Source organism: Leucobacter sp. wl10, assembly GCF_003569785.1.
In the GTDB taxonomy this organism is placed as follows: domain Bacteria; phylum Actinomycetota; class Actinomycetes; order Actinomycetales; family Microbacteriaceae; genus Leucobacter.
In genome coordinates this window covers 76,584-94,802 of record NZ_KZ983998.1, presented here as the reverse complement: position 1 = coordinate 94,802, position 18,219 = coordinate 76,584, and the positions used below count along the sequence as shown (strand labels likewise).

At 71.7% G+C, this 18,219-nt stretch carries 17 protein-coding genes; 10 read left to right on the top strand and 7 right to left on the bottom strand.

The window, feature by feature from the left end; all coding sequences use genetic code 11:
• Positions 1-38: 38 nt before the first annotated feature.
• The 5 genes from D1J51_RS11885 (at position 39) to D1J51_RS11865 (ending at position 4,074) form a co-directional block, all read left to right on the top strand.
• Positions 39-1,136, top strand: coding sequence for an ABC transporter ATP-binding protein (locus D1J51_RS11885; RefSeq protein ID WP_119075476.1), 1,098 nt, complete (start codon positions 39-41; stop codon positions 1,134-1,136).
• An 80-nt stretch (positions 1,137-1,216) separates the two neighbouring features.
• Positions 1,217-2,017 (top strand): carbon-nitrogen hydrolase family protein, encoded by an 801-nt coding sequence (locus D1J51_RS11880; protein WP_119075475.1) that lies wholly within the window; start codon positions 1,217-1,219, stop codon positions 2,015-2,017.
• A 24-nt stretch (positions 2,018-2,041) separates the two neighbouring features.
• Positions 2,042-2,728: an RraA family protein gene (locus D1J51_RS11875; RefSeq protein WP_119075473.1), complete on the top strand. Its 687-nt coding sequence runs from the start codon at positions 2,042-2,044 to the stop codon at positions 2,726-2,728.
• Positions 2,729-2,813: 85 nt separating this feature from the next.
• Positions 2,814-3,539, top strand: coding sequence for a 3-keto-5-aminohexanoate cleavage protein (locus D1J51_RS11870; RefSeq protein WP_119075471.1), 726 nt, complete (start codon positions 2,814-2,816; stop codon positions 3,537-3,539).
• Positions 3,540-3,570: 31 nt separating this feature from the next.
• On the top strand, positions 3,571-4,074 hold the full coding sequence (locus D1J51_RS11865; RefSeq protein WP_240423198.1) for an Lrp/AsnC family transcriptional regulator: 504 nt from the start codon (positions 3,571-3,573) through the stop codon (positions 4,072-4,074).
• Here D1J51_RS11865 and D1J51_RS11860 read toward each other — a convergent pair.
• Entirely contained in the window at positions 4,055-4,585 is a 531-nt protein-coding gene (locus tag D1J51_RS11860) for an Lrp/AsnC family transcriptional regulator (protein WP_119075468.1), read from the bottom strand. The genes D1J51_RS11865 and D1J51_RS11860 overlap by 20 nt on opposite strands.
• Positions 4,586-4,766: 181 nt before the next feature.
• Between D1J51_RS11860 and D1J51_RS11855 the strand changes: the two genes are divergently transcribed.
• The 5 genes from D1J51_RS11855 (at position 4,767) to D1J51_RS11835 (ending at position 11,669) form a co-directional block, all read left to right on the top strand.
• On the top strand, positions 4,767-7,574 hold the full coding sequence (locus D1J51_RS11855) for a DNA polymerase III subunit gamma and tau (RefSeq protein WP_371414087.1): 2,808 nt from the start codon (positions 4,767-4,769) through the stop codon (positions 7,572-7,574).
• A 63-nt stretch (positions 7,575-7,637) separates the two neighbouring features.
• Positions 7,638-8,243, top strand: a complete 606-nt coding sequence (recR, locus tag D1J51_RS11850) for a recombination mediator RecR (RefSeq protein ID WP_119075465.1) — start codon at positions 7,638-7,640, stop codon at positions 8,241-8,243.
• A 63-nt stretch (positions 8,244-8,306) separates the two neighbouring features.
• On the top strand, positions 8,307-9,188 hold the full coding sequence (locus tag D1J51_RS18190; protein WP_205547878.1) for a DUF2510 domain-containing protein: 882 nt from the start codon (positions 8,307-8,309) through the stop codon (positions 9,186-9,188).
• A 101-nt stretch (positions 9,189-9,289) separates the two neighbouring features.
• Positions 9,290-10,567: an aspartate kinase gene (locus tag D1J51_RS11840; protein ID WP_119075463.1), complete on the top strand. Its 1,278-nt coding sequence runs from the start codon at positions 9,290-9,292 to the stop codon at positions 10,565-10,567.
• Positions 10,568-10,601: 34 nt separating this feature from the next.
• The gene (locus D1J51_RS11835) at positions 10,602-11,669 is read left to right on the top strand and encodes an aspartate-semialdehyde dehydrogenase (protein ID WP_119075461.1); all 1,068 of its coding nucleotides are present in this window, start codon (positions 10,602-10,604) and stop codon (positions 11,667-11,669) included.
• A 72-nt stretch (positions 11,670-11,741) separates the two neighbouring features.
• On the opposite strand, the gene D1J51_RS11830 is transcribed toward D1J51_RS11835, so the two are convergent.
• The 6 genes from D1J51_RS11830 to D1J51_RS11805 form a co-directional block, all read right to left on the bottom strand.
• Positions 11,742-12,299 (bottom strand): histidine phosphatase family protein, encoded by a 558-nt coding sequence (locus D1J51_RS11830; protein ID WP_119075459.1) that lies wholly within the window; start codon positions 12,297-12,299, stop codon positions 11,742-11,744.
• Positions 12,296-13,351 (bottom strand): ABC transporter ATP-binding protein, encoded by a 1,056-nt coding sequence (locus tag D1J51_RS11825; RefSeq protein WP_119075457.1) that lies wholly within the window; start codon positions 13,349-13,351, stop codon positions 12,296-12,298. The genes D1J51_RS11830 and D1J51_RS11825 overlap by 4 nt, the downstream gene beginning before the upstream one ends.
• Positions 13,348-15,075, bottom strand: coding sequence for an ABC transporter permease (locus D1J51_RS11820; RefSeq protein WP_119075455.1), 1,728 nt, complete (start codon positions 15,073-15,075; stop codon positions 13,348-13,350). The genes D1J51_RS11825 and D1J51_RS11820 overlap by 4 nt, the downstream gene beginning before the upstream one ends.
• On the bottom strand, positions 15,072-16,253 hold the full coding sequence (locus D1J51_RS11815; RefSeq protein WP_119075454.1) for an ABC transporter substrate-binding protein: 1,182 nt from the start codon (positions 16,251-16,253) through the stop codon (positions 15,072-15,074). The genes D1J51_RS11820 and D1J51_RS11815 overlap by 4 nt, the downstream gene beginning before the upstream one ends.
• A 55-nt stretch (positions 16,254-16,308) precedes the next feature.
• Positions 16,309-17,139, bottom strand: a complete 831-nt coding sequence (locus tag D1J51_RS11810; RefSeq protein ID WP_119075452.1) for a MurR/RpiR family transcriptional regulator — start codon at positions 17,137-17,139, stop codon at positions 16,309-16,311.
• 142 nt (positions 17,140-17,281) lie between these two features.
• The gene (locus D1J51_RS11805) at positions 17,282-18,214 is read right to left on the bottom strand and encodes a metallophosphoesterase (protein ID WP_119075450.1); all 933 of its coding nucleotides are present in this window, start codon (positions 18,212-18,214) and stop codon (positions 17,282-17,284) included.
• Positions 18,215-18,219: the final 5 nt, after the last annotated feature.

Below are 18,219 nucleotides of genomic sequence, written 5' to 3'. Positions count from 1 at the left end.
CCGGCGCCCGCCGATTCGAGCGAACAGCGATTGGGATCATGAAGACGCAGACCACGACCATCACCGTACCGGCCGTCGAGATCGAGGGCATATCGAAGAGCTTCGGCGGCCACCTCGCGGTGCATCCGCTCGATCTCGAGATCCGGGAGAACGAGTTCTTCTCGATCCTCGGCCCCTCGGGGTGCGGCAAGACGACTCTCATGCGCATGATCACCGGGTTCGAGAGGCCCTCGAGCGGCCGCGTGCTGCTCGGCGGCGCCGACGTGACGAAGGTCCCGACGCGCAATCGCGATCTCAACATGCTGTTCCAGAGCTACGCGCTCTTCCCGCACCTCACGGTGTTCGACAACGTGGTCTTTGAGCTGAGGGTGCGCCGCGTGCCGAAGGCCGAGGCCAACCTTCGGGCTCAGGAGGCGCTGGAACTCGTGAAGCTCGCCCACCTCGGGGACCGGAAACCCGACCAGCTCTCGGGCGGCCAGCGGCAGCGCGTCGCCCTGGCGCGCGCCGTGGTCTCCGGCCCCAAGGTGGTGCTGCTCGACGAGCCGCTCGGCGCGCTCGACCAGCAGCTCCGCAAGGAGATGCAGTACGAGCTGAAGCGCATGCAGCGCGAGGTCGGCATCACCTTCATCTATGTGACGCACGACCAGGAGGAGGCGCTCACGATGTCGGACCGCATCGCGGTCATGTCCGAGGGCGTGGTGCAGCAGGTCGGGGGGCCGGAGGACATCTACAACCGGCCCGAGACCCGCTTCGTGGCGGGCTTCATCGGCAGCTGCAACCTGCTCGACGTAACGGTGCCAGCGGGATCCGCCGGCCAGGAGACCGGCGCCGTGCTCGAGGGCGTCGGCGTGCTGCCCGGCGTGCTGGCCGAGGACCTGCCCCGTGAGCAGGCGGCGACGCTGCTGCTGCGGCCCGAGCGCATCGACGCGCGCCGCGACGGCGACGGCGTGTCCGGCACCGTCGAGACGCTCACCTTCCTCGGCGAGGAGTGGCACGTCCACCTCGCGATCGGCGGACGCACGATCAGGGTGTCGCTGCCCAGCCTCGTGAAGGAGCGCGACCTTCCTGGGCTCGCGATCGGCGAGGAGCTCCGCATCGGCTGGCGCCCCGAGGATGCGCGGATCGTGATCCGCTGAGCCGCCCTTCCTCCCGACTCCACCCCGCGCCGCCCCGCGGCGCCCCACCCGAGCAGACCACGCAAGCAGAGGAGGACTCGATGAGAGTCGCCGTCGTCCAGACGTCGCCCGGCATCGACGCCGACGTCAATTTCGCCACCATCCGCCGCTACACCGCCGAAGCCGCCTCGCGCGGCGCCCGCCTCGTCGTCTTCCCGGAGGAAGCGGCGCTGCTCGCCGACGACGAGATCAAGCCGCGGTTCGCGGAGATCCTCCGCGAGGTGTGGCCCCGTTTCGAGGCGCTGCTCGCGGAACTCGCCCGCGAGCACGACGTGACGATCATCGCGGCGGGCTACGAACCGAACGAGGCCGGGCTGCCGTACAACACGATCCTCGCCTTCGGACCCGGGGGAGAGGAACTCGCCCGCTACCGCAAGATGCACACCTATGACGCGTTCGCGTACCAGGAGTCCGCGTACGTCACCCGAGGTTCTGAGCTGCCCCCGGTCATCGATGTCGAGTCGCGGCGCGTCGGCATCGCGAACTGCTACGACGTGCGCTTCCCCGAGTTGTTCCGCAGCATGGCCGACCGCGGCGTCGACATCATCTCGCTATCGGCCGCGTGGGTCTCCGGCAAGGGCAAGGAGGAGCACTGGGAGGTGCTGACCAAAGCCCGCGCCATCGAGAACGTGAGCTGGTTCCTCGCCTCCGCCACGGTCGGCCCCGACTCGGTGGGCCTCAGCCGCGTGATCGACCCGTTGGGCGTGGTCGTTGCGGCCGCCGACGCGCACGATGAGGGCCTCGTCATCGCCGACATCGACGACGAGCGCACCCGGGGCGCCCGCGAAATGCTACCCGCGCTCGACAACCGCCGTATCGAACTCGACTACAGCGTCCGGTAGGCGAACGACCCGAAAGGAACCCTGATGCTCTTCCACACAGGAAGCACCCCGCACGGCCTCTCCGGTGAACTGCGGGCGAAGCTCGAGCGCTTGAGCTTCCCCACGCTCGGCCATTACCTCGAGGAGGGGTTCGTCGATCCCGCGATCCGGCGGATCGCCGCCTCGGGCGGCCGCGTCATCGGCACGGCCTTCACCGTGCGCACCACCGCCACGGACTCGACCGCGTTGCACCATGCAGCGGGCATGATCGAGCCCGGCCAGGTGCTCGTGATCGACACGGGCGGGGACCGCAGACACGCCCCGCTCGGCGAGGTCGTGGCGGCTCAACTCGTCGTGCGCGGCGTTGCGGGCGCGGTCGTCGACGGCGTCGTCACCGACATCGACGAGATCGAAGGGCTGGGGCTCACGGTGCACGCGCACGGTACGAGCATGCTCACCACGAAGCTGCACGGGATCGACGCCGGCGGTGTCAACGTGCCGGTGACCTGCGGTGGGGCGGTCGTCCATCCGGGCGACGTCGTGCTCGCCGACGCCAACGGCGTGCTGGTGGTGCCGGTCGACGTGCTCGAGCGGATCATCGACGTCGCGCTCCAGGACGACGCCGAAGAACCCGATCTCGTGGCCGACCTGCGGCGCGGCGCACAGCTCGGCAGCTTGACCGGTGCGAGTGCGACCGTCGAGGCCCTGCTCGCCGGCGACGCCCCGCAGTAGCGGCACCCACTCCCCCCCCTCGGCGGGGGATCGGCCGATCGGGCCGGTGCTTCGCCGTGCCCGAAAACCCTGGAAAGGATCGAACATGATGCTGAAAGCCGCCATCAACGGTGGTCGCCCGACCGAGGAGCACGCCGCGGTGCCGCGCACGACGGAGCAGATCGTTGAGGCGAGTCTCGCCGCGATCGCCGCCGGCGCAGACGTCGTGCATGCGCACGTCATCACGAACGAGGGGGAGCAGACCATTCATCCCGACGCGGTGGGGGCCTGGGCGCGCGCGATGCGCGCCGCCGATCCGACCGTCGTCATCGGCACCACCACCGGCCTCTGGACGGTATCCTCGCACCAGCAGCGCATGGCGCACGTCGCCGCCTGGCCGGCCGACGCCCTGCCGGACTTCGCGTCGGTGGCGTTCTGCGAGGAGGGCGCGGCTGAGGCTGCCGAGCTGGTGCTCGAGCGCGGGATGATACTGGAATCCGCCGTCTGGTCGATGGACGACGTGCCCGCCCTGCTCGCCTCGCCCACGCTGCACCGCAACGTGCGCGTGCTCATCGAGCCCGAGACCGAGAACGCCGACCTCGCCGTCTCGCAGTGCCGTGAGATCGCGGGGGTGCTGCGCGAGGCCGGGGTCACCGCCCCGCTTCTCTATCACGGCTACGACGAGACGGTGTGGCCCGTGGTCGAGGCCGCCATCGCGGACGGCTGCGAGACCCGGATCGGGTTCGAGGACGGGGTGACGCTGCCCGACGGTTCGGCGCCGCGCGACAACGCCGACCTGGTGCGTGCCGTGCGCGAGCTGGAGCGTCGCTGACGCGTCCCCGCGCTTCTCACCGCTACCCTGTATGGCAGTGGTGAGAAGGGCGGCGGGCATGCTGGACGACCTGGATCGGAGACTCATCGAGATGCTCGCGCGAGACGGGCGGCGCAGCTTCGCCTCTCTGGCCGACGAACTCGGGGTCTCCCAGTCGACGGTGCGCGCGCGCCTGTCGAAGCTGCGCGAGGACGACGTGCTGCAGATCGTCGCGCTGTGCAATGCCCTGCTGCTCGGCCACCAGGTCGTGCGTCTTTTGCTGCGGGTGCGCAATCTGACCCCTCGCTCCGTCGCGAACGGGCTGCTCGGGATCAGCCAGATCAATCACGTCGCGCTCGTGGCGGGCTCTCACGACCTCTATCTCGAGGCGACCTGCCGGGATCAGCCGCAGCTCATCGACCTGCTCGACGAGATCCGTCGGCACCCGGGCATCGCCTCGATCCAGCCGATCATCGTGACCTCCCTCGCGAAGGACTACACCTGGGAGGGCCTGCGCGGCACGGCCGGACAGAGCATCAGCGACCCGGACGGCTGAGCGGCCGGCCGGCGCGATTCGCGGGGATCGGCTCGCGGAACCCCTGCCACAGGTAGGTGTCCTTCATGACCTCGAGCACCGTGAGCGTTTCGAGATCCGAGATGCCGCGGATCCGGCGCAGATCCTGCAGCACGATCCTGCCGAGCTCCTGCGCGTCCTGCGCGACCACGTCGAGGAAGATGTCGTAGTAGCCGAGCGCGCACGCCACGTATTTGACGTTGGGATGGTCCGCGATCTCCTCGGCGACGCGCGCGACGGGCTGCTCGGTGACGCGAATGCCGATGTGGGCTGCGATCCCGCCGATCTTCGTCTCGTCGTACATGCCGGCCACGTAGATGATGCCGAGCGAGACGAGGCGATTGTAGCGCTGCCGGACGGTGGGCTCGGAGAACCCGATCCGCCGCCCGATCTCGGAGAACGAGAGCCGCCCGTCGACCCGGAGCTCGTCGATGATGTCTCGGTCGACGTCGTCGAGCAGGGAATCCTCTTCCTGCTGCTTCGTAGCGTACACGGAGCCAGTGTAGCCGGGCTCCGCGGGCGCCGTCCCGCGCTCCCTGGCCCGCTCCGAAGATGCGGGATCTGCCGAAGATCTGGAATCCTCCTCGTGATCCCGTGCACCTTCGGCCGGTGCGGCGTGCGTCGCCGTCGCGCGACCCAACCGAATGTCGGAGGTCGCCGGTAGCATGGAGTCCGTGGTTGCCGCACTGTATCGCCGTTACCGGCCAGAAACGTTCGCCGAGATGATCGGCCAGTCCCAGGTGACCGATCCGCTCATGACGGCGCTGCGCACTGAGCGCATCGGCCACGCGTACCTCTTCAGCGGCCCGCGCGGCTGCGGCAAGACCACCTCCGCCCGCATCCTGGCCCGCTGCCTCAACTGCGCCCAGGGACCCACCGATACGCCGTGCGGCTCCTGCCCCAGCTGCGTCGAGCTGAGCCGCGACGGCGGCGGGTCGCTCGACGTGGTCGAGATCGACGCCGCGAGCCACGGCGGCGTCGACGACGCGCGCGACCTGCGCGAGCGGGCGGTGTTCGCGCCGGCCCGGGACCGCTTCAAGATCTTCATCATCGACGAGGCGCACATGGTGACGCCCGGCGGCTTCAACGCGCTGCTCAAGATCGTCGAGGAGCCGCCGCCCCACGTCAAGTTCGTGTTCGCGACCACCGAGCCCGACAAGGTCATCGGCACCATCCGCTCCCGCACCCACCACTACCCGTTCCGGCTCATCGCGCCGGGCACGCTCATCGACTACGTGCAGTCGCTGTGCGAAAGCGAGGGCGTGCGGGTCGAGCCCGGCGTGCTGCCGCTCGTCGTGCGCGCGGGCGGGGGGTCGGTGCGCGACACGCTCTCGATCCTCGACCAGCTCATCGCCGGCTCGGAGGGCGACCTGGTCACCGCCGACCGCGCAGCCGGGCTGCTCGGATTCACCCACGCGGAGCTGCTCGACGACGCGGTGACCGCGCTCGGCGCGCACGACTCGGCGGCCGCCTTCCGCGCCACCGATCGCGTGGTGCAGACGGGGCAGGATCCGCGTCGCTTCGTCGAGGACCTGCTCGAGCGCCTGCGCGACCTCATCGTGGTGAGCGCCACCACCGTCGACGGCGCTGCGGCGGTGTTCCGCGGTGTGCCCCAGGACCAGCTCACGCGCATGTTCGAGCAGGCCCAGAGCTTCGGCGCCGGAGAGCTGTCGCGCGTCGCCGACGTGGTGAGCGGCGCGCTCGACAAGATGGCGGGCGCCACCGCACCCCGGCTGCAGCTCGAGCTGATGGTGGCCCGGGCGCTCGTGCAGAGCGGGGGCGAGGCGTCCCGCGGTCGTGCGCAGGCGGCGGCCACCCCGGCGGTCGAGCGGGGACCGGCCCCGCCGGTCGAGCGGGGACCGGAAGACGGCGCCGCAGCCGCTGGGCGCGCTCCCGTCCCGCAGCAGACCCGACCCGACCCCCTCGCGGCGCTCGCCGCCGCGCGCAACGCCGTGAACGACCCGGCGGCGGCACAGACGCTGCCGCAGTCGGACAGCGATCCCGCGCAGGCCGCGACCGGCGCCGGCCGGCAGGAGCAGAACGCCGCGCAGACGGCGGCCTCGATCCGCGAGTTCCTGCGCGAGGACTCGGCGGGAACCGAGTCGCAGCGAGGGGAGCAGGCTCAGGACGGGCCGCCACCATCACCGGACGGGCGGGCCGATGCCGGCCGCTCGGACCCCGCGGCTGCCCCACCGGACGGGCGACATCCCAATGAGGGGGCCGCATCGTTCGGGCGGCCGATCTCCGACGTGCTCAGCCCGGCTGACATCGCGAGCATCGGCGCCGACCGTGCCGCCCCGTCCCGATCCGCGCAGCCGGCCCTGGACGATGGAGGAGCGCAGGAGAAGCCGTCGCCGGAGCACCGGGCTCCGGACCGGCGCTCGGGCACCGATGAACTCGCCGCCGCACCGCCGAGCGGAGGGGCCGGGGCGGGCGCGGAGGCGCCGGGGAACGCAGAGGCTTCCTCGGGCGGCTTCGAGGACCTGGTCGAGCTGTGGCCCGAACTGCTCGAGGAGATCCTGCACCAGGATCGCGACTCCTGGAACGCGGTGCGCGCGGTGACCCCGCTGGCGCTCGAGGGCGACGTGCTCACCGTGGGGCTCGCGTCCCAGTCGGACCTCGCCGCGTTCAAAACGGTCGGCGCCGGCCCGCTGCGTGAGACCATCCACGCCGCCATCGGCGTGAGCGTGAAGTACGTGCCGAAGCGCGTCGCTCCGCGCGAGAACCGCGGCGCCCAGGGCGAGGGCCCCGGCGGAGGGCAGCAGCGCGCTCCGCAGGCCGACGCAGAGGAGCCTCATCGAGCGTCGCGCTCCGAGGCGCAGACGGCCGACATGAACGATCCGGTGCAGCGCGCGGCGGCGAGGCTGAGCGCACTCGGCCCGGCGCTCGCCGCCCCTGCGTGGGCTGACCCGGCGCCCGCGGATCCGGAGGACGCAGGGGAGGGACCCGCCGAACTGACGTCGACCGAATCGGCATCCGCGGGAGCGGGCAGTGCTCGCCAACCGCTACCGCCCGAGCCCGCACCGGACGCGGGGCACGGGGAGCAGCGGTCCGAGGTATCCGGCACTCCCGAGACCGACGACGAACCTCGCGAGGGCGACCCCGCTCGGTACGATCCGGGCGCCTACGGCGACGGCGCCTATGGGGATGCGGATCCCCTCGACGACCCCTTCGGCGACGGCGATCCCTACGCCGGGGCCGACCGCAGCGCCGACGGGAGCGCGGACGCGGCGGGATCCGCGGAACCCCGGCCCGCGGATCCCGCATCCACCGCGCCCGAGCCCGCGAACCCGCAATCGGGGGCCCCTTCCGCGGCCGAACCCGCGGATCCCGCCCAGCCCGCCCGGCCCGCGGATCCCGAACCCGCCGAACCCGCTCCGGCGAAGCGCTCCGCCCCGGCTTTCACCCGCTACGGCGAAGCCGTGGTGCGCGAGGTGCTCGGTGCGAGGTTCGTCGAGGAGCGCCCGCTGCCGCCGCGATAGCGGACCGTTCCCGATTCGCCGCACCCGCACCAGACCGATTCCACGAGGAGACGAGGAGACACCGTGTACGACGGCATCGTCCAAGACCTGATCGACGAGTTCGGCAGGCTTCCCGGTATCGGCCCGAAGTCGGCGCAGCGCATCGCCTTCCACATCCTGCAGACCCAGAACTTCGACGTGTCGCGCCTCGCCGAGCTGCTCGTGGAGGTGCGCGAGAAAGTGCGCTTCTGCGAGGTGTGCGGCAACATCACCGAGCAGGAGCGGTGCTCGATCTGCCGCGACCCGCGGCGCGACCAGGCCCTCATCTGCGTCGTCGAGGAGCCGAAGGACGTGGTGGCGATCGAGCGCACCCGGCAGTTCCGCGGGCTCTACCATGTGCTCGGCGGCGCCATCAGCCCCATCGACGGCATCGGCCCGGATGACCTCAGCATCCCGGCGCTCATGCGTCGGCTCAGCGCGGCAACCGGCGACGAGGCGGTGCGCGAGGTGATCATCGCCACCGACCCCAACCTCGAGGGCGAGGCGACCGCCGCGTACCTCTCGCGCCTGCTCGTGAGCATCGAGGTGCCTGTCTCCCGCCTCGCCTCGGGGCTGCCGGTCGGCGGCGATCTGGAGTTCGCCGACGAGGTCACCCTGGGCCGCGCCTTCGAGGGGCGCCGGCAGGTGTGATCCGAAGCGGTGACGGACGAAGCGGTGACAGACGAAGCGGTGCAGCGACGAACGAGGACGAGTATGACGAATACGAGCGCACCCGCGGGATGGTACGACGCGGGCACCCCGGGTCGGCTCCGCTGGTGGGACGGCAGCCAGTGGACCGCGCACGAGTGCGAGGCTCAGGCCCGGCCGGTGACGGCCGAGACGTCGCGATCGGCCGCGCTCCCGACGCAGCCGCTCCATGACCCGGGTATCCCGATGGGCTGGTACGCCGTGCCCGGCACCGCCGAGACGCGGTGGTGGGACGGCGGCCACTGGACGGCGTATCGCATCGCCGGCGGAACTCCCCGCGGCAGCTGGTACGCCGTCGAACCGCCGGGCGTCGCCTACGCGTTCGGCGTGATCTTCCTCGCGCTCGGTCTCGTCCAGGCGAGTCTTGCCCTCGTCTCGCCCTCGGCGGTGCTCGCCGCCGTCGGCCCCCTGCTGCTCGGCGTGTTCTGGCTCAGCGCGGCGATCGCGCTCTCCGCCGTGCGCGGCAGACCCGCACCGGCGATGGCCGCAGCCGACCCGGAGGCGGTGCAGCCGCTTCCCGGACGCGCCGAGGGCCCGGGCGCGGGCTGGGTGCCGCTCACCCCGAGGCTCAGCCGCTGGTGGTCGGGGGCGCGCTGGGGCGAGTACGTCCTCGAGTCGGGACGAGTGCGTCCGACCCACGGCGGCGCCAGGACCTTTCGGGTCTTGAAGGTCATGGCTGCGGTGGCGCTCTGGGGCGGTCTCCTCGTGATCGCCGCGGGCGTCGTGCTGCTCGCGACCGGATGGCTCGGGTCCGCGACGTGGATCGGCGCCCTCGTGCTCATTGGGGGTGTCGCGTTCGCCGTCGTGGGGGCGATCCTCATTCCCGTCGTGCACTCCCGCCGCCACGCGCTGCTGCTGCCCGAGCAGGCGCCGGCGCCGTCCGTGTGAGGGCCCCTCGCCTCCGCTCCGGATCGGGGTGGGTACGTAGAACCGGGCATTCTCCGAGTAGTAGACTGAATACTCGCGTAGAAATCTGAGGAGGAACCCGCGTGGCGTTGATCGTGCAGAAGTTCGGGGGTTCGTCCGTTGCCGACGCCGAGAGCATCAAGCGCGTCGCCAAGCGCATCGTCGAGACCCGCAGGGCGGGCAACGAGGTGGTCGTCGCGGTGAGCGCCATGGGCGACACCACCGACGAGCTGCTCGACCTCGCAGCCGAGTGCACGCCCATCCCCGCACCGCGCGAACTCGACATGCTGCTCACCGCGGGGGAGCGCATCTCGATGGCGCTGCTCGCCATGACGATCAAGGGCATGGGGATCGAGGCGCTCTCGTTCACGGGCAGCCAGGCGGGCATGATCACGACGGCCGAGCACGGAGCGGCGAAGATCGTCGACGTCACCCCGGGCCGCGTGCGCGAGGCGCTGGATCAGGGCGCCATCGCCATCGTCGCCGGTTTCCAGGGCTTCAGCCGTGACTCCCGCGACATCACCACGCTGGGGCGGGGCGGATCCGACACCACCGCAGTCGCGCTCGCGGCCGCCCTCGGCGCCGACGTCTGCGAGATCTACACCGACGTGGACGGCGTCTTCACGACCGATCCCCGCATCGTGCCGCTCGCCCGCAAGATCGACGCCATCACGGCGGAGGAGATGCTCGAGCTCGCGGCCGGCGGCGCCAAGGTGCTGCACCTGCGCGCGGTCGAATACGCCCGCCGCCACGGCGTCGTGCTGCACGTCCGCTCCTCCTTCTCCGACGAGCCGGGCACCATCGTCTACGACCCCGCGAAGGGGCATCCGAAGGGAGATCAGGTGGAAGAGCCGATCATCACTGGTATCGCCGCAGAGAAGAGCGAGGCCAAGGTCACCGTCGGCGGAGTGCCGGACGCGCCGGGCAAGGCGGCGCAGATCTTCGAGATCGTGGCGAAGACGAACGCCAACGTCGACATGATCGTGCAAAACGTCTCGGCCGCGCAGACCCACCGCACCGATATCTCGTTCACCATCCCTCTCGGCGACGGCCGACGCGTGATCGAGGCGCTCGAGGCCGAGCGCGAGGCGCTGGAGTTCGAGAACCTGCAGTACGACGACCAGATCGCCAAGGTCGCCGTCGTCGGCGCGGGCATGCGCACGAGCACCGGAGTCTCGGCGCAGCTCTTCCGCGCGCTGTACGAGGCCGACATCAACATCGAGATGATCTCGACCTCCGAGATCCGCATCTCCGTCGTCACGCGCGCCGACCTCATGGAGAAGGCCGTTCGCGTGCTGCACACCGCTTTCGGCCTCGACGCCGACGCCGAGGCCACCGTCTACGCCGGCACCGGTCGCTAGACCCGCGAACGTCATCAGAACAGGATCCCGAACCATGGCAGAACAGCAGGGCTTCAACGTCGCGGTCGTCGGCGCCACCGGCCAGGTGGGTGCCGTGATGCGCCGCCTCCTCGACGAGCGCGACTTCCCGATCGCCTCGCTGCGCTTCCTGTCGAGCGCCCGCTCGGCGGGAACGCGGCTCGAGTTCCGCGGTGCGCAGATCACCGTCGAGGACGTCGAGGCGGCCGACAAGAGCGGCATCGACATCGCGCTCTTCTCGGCCGGCGGCGCCGCGTCGAAGCAGTACGCGCCCCTCTTCGCCGACGCCGGTGCGATCGTCATCGACAACTCGAGCGCGTGGCGCCTCGATCCCGATGTGCCGCTCGTGGTGAGCGAGGTCAACCCGCACGCCGTCGACGGCGTGGTGGCGGCGGGGCGCGGCATCATCGCCAACCCCAACTGCACCACGATGGCCGCGATGCCCGTCATGAAGGCGCTCGACGCCGAGGCGGGGCTTGAGCGCCTCGTGGTCACCACCTTCCAGGCGGTATCGGGATCGGGTCTCGCGGGCGCCCGGGAGCTCACGGGCCAGACGGTCGCCGCGGTCGAGGCGGGCGAGATCGAGCGGCTCGTCCACGACGGCTCGGCCGTCGAGTTCCCCGAGCCTCAGATCTACGTCAAGCCCATCGCCTTCGATGTGCTCCCGCTCGCCGGATCGATCGTCGACGACGGCCAGGGCGAGACCGACGAGGAGAAGAAGCTGCGCAACGAGAGCCGCAAGATCCTCGAACTGCCCGAGCTGCGCGTCGCGGGCACCTGCGTGCGCGTGCCCGTGTTCACGGGGCACTCGCTGTCGATCAACGCCGAGTTCGCCCGCCCCGTCTCCGCGGATCGCGCGCGCGAGGTGCTCGCCTCGGCGCCCGGCGTCGAGCTGAGCGAGGTTCCCACCCCGCTTGAGGCCGCGGGTCGGGATCCCTCGTTCGTCGGCCGTATCCGCGAGGACCAGTCGGCGCCCGACGGCCGCGGACTGGTGCTCTTCATCTCGAACGACAACCTGCGCAAGGGCGCGGCGCTCAACGCCGTGCAGATCGCGGAGCTCGTGGCGCAGCGGCTCGCGGCCTGAGGCCGCGCCTCGGAGGAGCTCTCCGGCGGGGCCGGCCGCGTCCCCCGCGGATGCGGCCCGCCGCGTCCCCGCTCACGGCAGCGCATTGAACTGCCGCAGCCGCGCTCCTTCCCCCTCGACGTCGACAACGGTCAGGCTCGCCGGCGAGACCGGGTCGATGCGGTCGGCGCCGAGCCCGAGAAACCGGTCCAGGACCGCTCTGATCGTTCCGCCGTGCGTGACCACGAGCACGGGGCCGGGGAGCGCGACCGCCGTTCGCACCGCGCCGGACACTCGCTTGCGAATGGCCGCCGCGGGCTCTCCGCCGGGCGGCACGAGCGCGCCGGCGCGCCAGCGGTGGTATGCCGGGCCGATCACGGCGGGGGTCGCGCCCTCCCAGTCTCCCAGTCCGTGCTCGATCCAGGCGTCGTCCACGATCGGTTCGAGGTCGCTGAGCAGCGCGGCGCTCATGCGCGCTCTCGCGAGAGGCGAGGCGATCACGGTCGCCGGGTGCCACGGCGCGATGAGTGCGCGCAGCGCGGCGACGTCGGCCCGCCCCCGCTCGGACAACTCGATGTCGGTGCGTCCCTGAAGGCGCTGGGCGCGGTTCCAGTCGGTCTCGCCGTGGCGGACGAGCAGCAGCGTCGTCACAGGCGAGCACCGTCCCGGCCGAACTGGGCGGAGGGCCGCTCGGGAAGCCTCAGGCGGGTCGAGTCGCCCGGCTGCGCCGCCCGGTCCGCCACGACGGTGACGCGCCGCCCGTCCGCGACCCGGCCGGTGACGAGGTGCCGTCCGCCCTGCGGGGTCGACTCCAGCACGCGGATGTCGACGGATCCGGAGTCGTCGAGCAGCACGTCCTCGGGCCGGTACATCACGTGCGCGACGCCGGGGGTCCGCGCATCCGCTACGCCGATCGCGCGTCCGGCGAACACGAGGCCGCCGCCTTCGACCTCGACCGGCAGCAGCACCGCCGCCGGGCTGCCGAGGAACGACGCCACGAACACCGTCGCCGGACGTTCGAGCAGCTCCTGCGGGGTGCCGAACTGCTCCAGGCGCCCCTCGTTCATCACCGCGATGTGCGTGGCCAGCGCGAGTGCCTCGATCTGGTCGTGCGTGACGTACACGCTGGTCGCGCCGCTCTCGCGGTGCACGCGCCCGAGCTCGGAGCGCGTCTCGACCCGCAGACGCGCGTCGAGGTTCGACAGCGGCTCGTCGAAGAGCACGATGTCGGGCTTCGGCGCGATGGTGCGGGCGATCGCGACGCGCTGCTGCTGGCCGCCGGAGATGTCGGCCGGCGTGCGGTCGGCGAGCTGCGCGATCTCCAGCGACTCCAGCACCTCTCCCACCCGCGCGTCCCGGTCGCGGCGCGACCAGCCCGCCACGGCGAGCGGCCACGCGACGTTCTGCCGCACGGTCATGTGCGGCCACAGCGCGTAGCTCTGGAAGACCATGCCCAGCCCTCGCTTGGACGGCGGCACCGATCGCCCCCGCGCGCCGTCGGCGACGATCCGGTCTCCGAAGGCGATCGTCCCGGAGGTGGGGTCCTCCAGCCCCGCGACCATCCGCAGGGTGGTGCTCTTGCCGCATCCCGAGGGCCCCAGCAGCACCAGGAACGCTCCCGACGGGATCTGCAGCGACAGCTCGCGCACGGCATCGTGGTCGCCGAAGCGCTTGCCGAGGCGGTCGAGGGTCAGGGCGGTCATGCGGATCTCCGATCTCTCTCCAGCAGCCGGGCCGCCAGGGTGGCGGCCACCGAGATGGCCGCGATGATGAGGGTGATGGCGGCGGCCTGCTGCGCGAAGCCCTCCGAGGCGTATCGGAACGTCATCATCGACAGCAGCGGGGTGGCTGGCGTCACCAGCAGCACGACGACCGAGAGGTCGCGCACCATGGTGACGAACACGAGGATGCCGCCGCCGGCGAGCCCGCGCGAGACCAGCGGCACGGAGATCCGCGCGAAGCGCCGTGCCCCGGAGGCCCCGGTGAGCACCGCCGCCTCGTCGAGTTCACGGGAGACCTGGCCGAGCGCGGCGTTCGCGGTCTGGAACGCGAACGGGATGCTCGCGGCGATGCCGGCCAGCGCGATGATCCAGAACGTGCCGTACAGCGAGCCGAAGGGGCCCGTCGCTGAGCCGAACTGGGCGATGAACGCCGCCCCCAGCGCCACGCCCGGGATGAGGAACGGCACGTAGCTGAGCAGGCCGATGATGCCGTTCGCGGTCTTCGCTCGCGGCATCGCGCGGATGACCCAGGCCGAGAGCATCCCGATCAGCACGGCTCCGACGGCGACGGTCACGCCGAGCATTAGGGTGCCGCCGAGCGCGCCGAGCACGGTCGGGTCGCGCAGCACGCCTCGCATGCCCTGCGAGATGGCCGGGTCGGACTCGCCGGTCCAGTAGTGCAGCGTCAGTCCCCCCTCGAGGCTGTTGGTGCGGCGCAGCAGGGTGCTGCCGGCGAGCAGGATGCCGGGGACGACGGCCGTGAGCAGCACGATCGTCCAGCCGAGGGCGGCCAGCGGCAGGCGCCAGATGCCGGTGCGGGCGATGCGCACGCGGCTGGCCTTGCCGGTGATGGTGGAGAACGAGCGTCCGCGGGTGAGGCGGGTTCCGCTGAAGAGGATGAGGCCGGCGATGACGACGAGCAGGATCGACAGCACGTATCCGCGCTCGGTGTCTCCGGTGGAGATGGCCCCGTAGAGCCGGGTGCTCAGGGTCTGGAAGCGGACGGGCAGCCCGAGCAGTGCGGGCGCGGCGAAGTTCGACACGCCCTCGGCGAAGGCGAGGAGGAAGCCGGACAGCATCGCCGGGGTCACAGCGGGGAGCACGATGCGGGCGGCGACGCGCAGTCGCGAGGCGCCGGTGATCTCGGCTGCCGCCACGAGGTCGCCGCCGACGCCGGCGAGCGCGGCGGCGATTACGACGAAGCTCAGGGAGAAATAGTGCGCGACCATGGTCAGGATGACCGGGACCGGCCCCCAGGCCAGCCAGTCGGGGACCGGCACGCCGAGGGAGAACAGCAGGCCGGCGGAGCCGCCGATCCGGTCGTTGCGGAAGACGCTCTCCCAGGCCAGGGCGATCGCGAAGCTCGGCAGCGCGAACGGGATCGCGGCCAGCACGCCGATGATGCGCCGTCCCGGGACGTCGCTCATGACGACGATCCAGGCCAGGCCCGCGCCGATGACGGTGGAGAGGACGCCGGTGCCCAGCCCCACCAGGAGCGACCCGCCGAGCGGCTGCCAGAACAGCGCGGACGACATCGGGCTGAACAGCACGTCGGTCCAGGCGCCGTCGGCGTCCTTCCCGACGGTGGCCGCGACCAGTCCCGCCAGCGGGAGGGCGACGAGGATGACGAGGATGACGAGCACGACGGCGGCCAGCCAGACGACCGGCCGGCGCGCCGCCGCGCTCGCGCGGGCGAGGATCCTCACTGGATGGTCAGGAGGAAGTCCGCGACGGCGGAGCGGCGCTGGGCGGATGCCTCGGGGTCGATCTGCCAGGCGCCGAGTTCGTCGAGGCCGAGCGCGTCGGCGGGCGCGGTGACGTCGGTGCGGGTGGGGTAGTCGCCGGCGACGTAGAAGGGCTCGAAGCCGACGCCGCCGGTGTCGGTGTCGTCGCCCATCATGAAGTCGATGAGCAGGCGTGCCGCGGCCGGGTTGGCGGCGTTCGCCGTCACTCCCAGATAGGCGGGGAAGAGGATGCCCGGCGACGGCGCGACACCCGCGGCGACCTGAAGCGCCCAGCCCTCATCCGCGTTGTCGCGGCGGTCGGAGTACGAGGTGAACCCGACCGGCGGGGCCTTCTGGCCGGTCGCTCCGACGGCCGCGTTGACGGTGTCGGTGTCGTCGACGAGCACGACGTCGTTGGCGTAGAGGTCCTTCATGAACTGCAGGCCGGCATCCGGCACGCCGTCGTCCAGCGAGATCTCCTTGCCGAAGTAGTCGGAGTAGGCCGTGGCCATCTCGTCGGAGCGCAGCGACATTTCGGTGGCGAGGTCGAGGTAGTCGCCCCGCACGCTCGGGTCGACCAGCAGAACCCTGCCCGCCCATGCCGGCTCGGTCAGCTCCCACAGGTTGGACACCGGAGGACCCGCCGGGTTGGCCTCCTCGTTGTACATCAGCACTTTGGTGGAGAGGCGGTTGGCGACCAGCGGGGTGCGGTACTGGTCGGGCAGGGCGTCGGCGACGCGCGGGGGCACGTAGGGTTCGAGCACGCCGCCGGCGAGCAGCTCGGTCACCACGACCGGCGCGTCGGAGACGTAGGCGACGTCGGCCGTCGCGGAGCCTGCGGCGTTCTCGCTGGCCAGGCGAGTGATCAGCTCGCTGGAGGAGATGTCGCTGGCGACCAGGTCGATGCCGGGATACTTCTTCTCGAAGGACTTCTCGATCGCGGCGATCCGGCTGGTGAAGGAGTACACGACGACCTGGCCCTCCTCGGTGGCGCGCTGGACGAGCTCCTCCTGGCTGAGCGCGTTCCAGTCGGTGTCGTCGGCGGAGGCGGGCGCGGAGGAGGCGGGCGCGGAGCAGCCGGAGAGGCCGGCGGCGAGTGAGCCCGCGATGACGAAGACGGTGGTGGTGAGGAGGGCGTGGCGGAGCGATCGCCGGGTCATGGTCGTTCCTAACTGTGGGGGTGTGCGGATCGTGCGGGGATGCGGTCGGCCGACGTCATCGGTCGAAGCGGTCGAGCAGGGATTCCAGGCGGTCGAGGGAGCGGATGGCCCGCTCGGGTGCGTGGCGGGCGAGGGTGAGGACGAGAGCGTTGGCGATGGCCATGGGCACGGTCAGGGAGAGGAACTCGTCGCCCCCGCCGCGGGGCGCGGCGAGCACGGCATCCGGTTGCGGCGAGAGGGAGAGCAGCGTGTCGGTGATGAGGGCGCGGTACGAACCCGCCTCGCCGGCGGTCTCGAGCACGGGGATGAGGTCTCGCGGGGCGCGTCGGAAGGCGCAGGCGAGGATGAGGTCGTCGGGCTGGAGGGTGGCGAGCTGTTCGGCGACATCGCGGACCGGGCCGTCGAGGGCGGTGACGCGGATCCCGCTGCGACGCAGGCGGCGCTGGAGCAGTCCGACGAGCACGGTGGCGTTGCCGTGCCCGAACAGGTAGACATGGCCCGCGGAGGCGATGCGGCGGGCGAGGTCGTCGATCTCGTCCTGGGCGACGTGGCGGGGCAGCTCCGCCAGGGCCGCGATCTCATCGTCGACGAAGCCGCCGAGGACGTCGTCGGGGTGTCGTTCCAGGCGCCCGCGCACCCGCTGCGAGGGGCCTCCCCCCGCGAGGTAGTCCTGGCGGAGCGCGTCGCGCAGGCGGGGGTAGCCGTCGAAGCCGAGTCTCTGGGCGAGTCGGGTCGCGGCCGACTGGTGCAGGCCGAGGGGCTCGGTGAGCTCGGCCGCCTGCCAGAACGCCGCCTCGGCGGGCCTGGCCTGCAGCACGGCGATGAGCCGGCGGTCGGTCGCCGTCAGCGTGGGGCCGTGGTTCTTCGCCAGGTCGGTGATGAGCACGCTCTGGACGTTAGGCGCAATTTCACTTGCAGTGAGTGCAAGTCGTGCGATTTCACGTGTCGTTCATCCGGTCGTCGTCACCTGGCCACACCCGGCGCGCTTCCGGCCCGCCGTCTGATACTCCTGGAGCTGCGTCAGCGCCCTACCGGGCGGCCTCGAGCGTGATGAGGGAGGCCTCAGGCCGGCAGGCGAATCGCACCGGTGCGTAGATCGAGTTGCCGAGGCCCGCGCTCACGTTGAGGAACGCGGCCCGGTGGGCGTCGTACCAGACGCTCAGGCCGCGCGCCTGCGCGTTGGGCAGATCGCAGTTCGAGGTGAGCGCGCCCACGCCGGGCACGCGCACCTGGCCGCCGTGGGTGTGGCCCGCGAGGATCAGGTCGGCCCCCTCGTCGAGCAGCTCGCCCAGCGCCCCCTGATAGGGGGCGTGCACCACCCCCAGGCGCAGTGCGGCGGTCTCGCCGCCGTCGTCCGCCGCGTGCAGCGCCGCCAGCTCGGCGCGCATGGCGCCCGCGTCGTCGTAGCGGATGTGCGGGTCGTTCAGCCCCAGCAGTTCCAGGCGGCTGCCGCGCAATTCGAGGCGCGCCGCCGAGTTGTTGAGGTTGATCGCGCCGATCCGCTCGAGCCCGTCGGTGAGCGCCGCATGATCGATGTCGGGCACGCGCGTGCTCAGCCGGCTGGGGGCCGAGAGGTACTTCAACGGGTTCTTGAGGATCGGGCCGTAGTAGTCGTTGGAGCCGCACACGAACGCCGTGGGAGCGGTCTGCGCGAGCGGCTGCAGCGCACGGAGCAGGGCGGGCGCGGCCTGCAGGTGTCCCATGAGGTCTCCGGTGAGCACGACGAGGTCCGGCCGCAGCTCGGCGAGCGAGCGCACCCAGTCGATCTTGCGGGTCTGCCAGGGGGCGAGGTGCAGGTCGGAGAGGTGCAGCACGCGCAGCGGGGCGGCCCCCTCCGAGAGCAGTGGAAGGGTGTGACGGCGCACGGTGAACAGCCGGCGCTCGACGACCGTGGACCAGAGGAGGACCCCCGCCGCGGTCAGCCCGAGGGCCGCCGCGACGGGGTGCGAGGGGCGCTGCACGACGG

What these genes read in the sequence shown, in the direction of transcription:
- D1J51_RS11865 (WP_240423198.1), top strand. Translation starts at nt 3,571, where the DNA reads ATGGCAGTGGTGAGAAGGGCGGCGGGCATGCTGGACGACCTGGATCGG.
- D1J51_RS11835 (WP_119075461.1), top strand. Translation starts at nt 10,602, where the DNA reads ATGGCAGAACAGCAGGGCTTCAACGTCGCGGTCGTCGGCGCCACCGGC.
- D1J51_RS18190 (WP_205547878.1), top strand. Translation starts at nt 8,307, where the DNA reads ATGACGAATACGAGCGCACCCGCGGGATGGTACGACGCGGGCACCCCG.
- D1J51_RS11875 (WP_119075473.1), top strand. Translation starts at nt 2,042, where the DNA reads ATGCTCTTCCACACAGGAAGCACCCCGCACGGCCTCTCCGGTGAACTG.
- D1J51_RS11815 (WP_119075454.1), bottom strand. Translation starts at nt 16,253, where the DNA reads ATGACCCGGCGATCGCTCCGCCACGCCCTCCTCACCACCACCGTCTTC.
- D1J51_RS11880 (WP_119075475.1), top strand. Translation starts at nt 1,217, where the DNA reads ATGAGAGTCGCCGTCGTCCAGACGTCGCCCGGCATCGACGCCGACGTC.
- D1J51_RS11870 (WP_119075471.1), top strand. Translation starts at nt 2,814, where the DNA reads ATGATGCTGAAAGCCGCCATCAACGGTGGTCGCCCGACCGAGGAGCAC.
- D1J51_RS11885 (WP_119075476.1), top strand. Translation starts at nt 39, where the DNA reads ATGAAGACGCAGACCACGACCATCACCGTACCGGCCGTCGAGATCGAG.
- D1J51_RS11825 (WP_119075457.1), bottom strand. Translation starts at nt 13,351, where the DNA reads ATGACCGCCCTGACCCTCGACCGCCTCGGCAAGCGCTTCGGCGACCAC.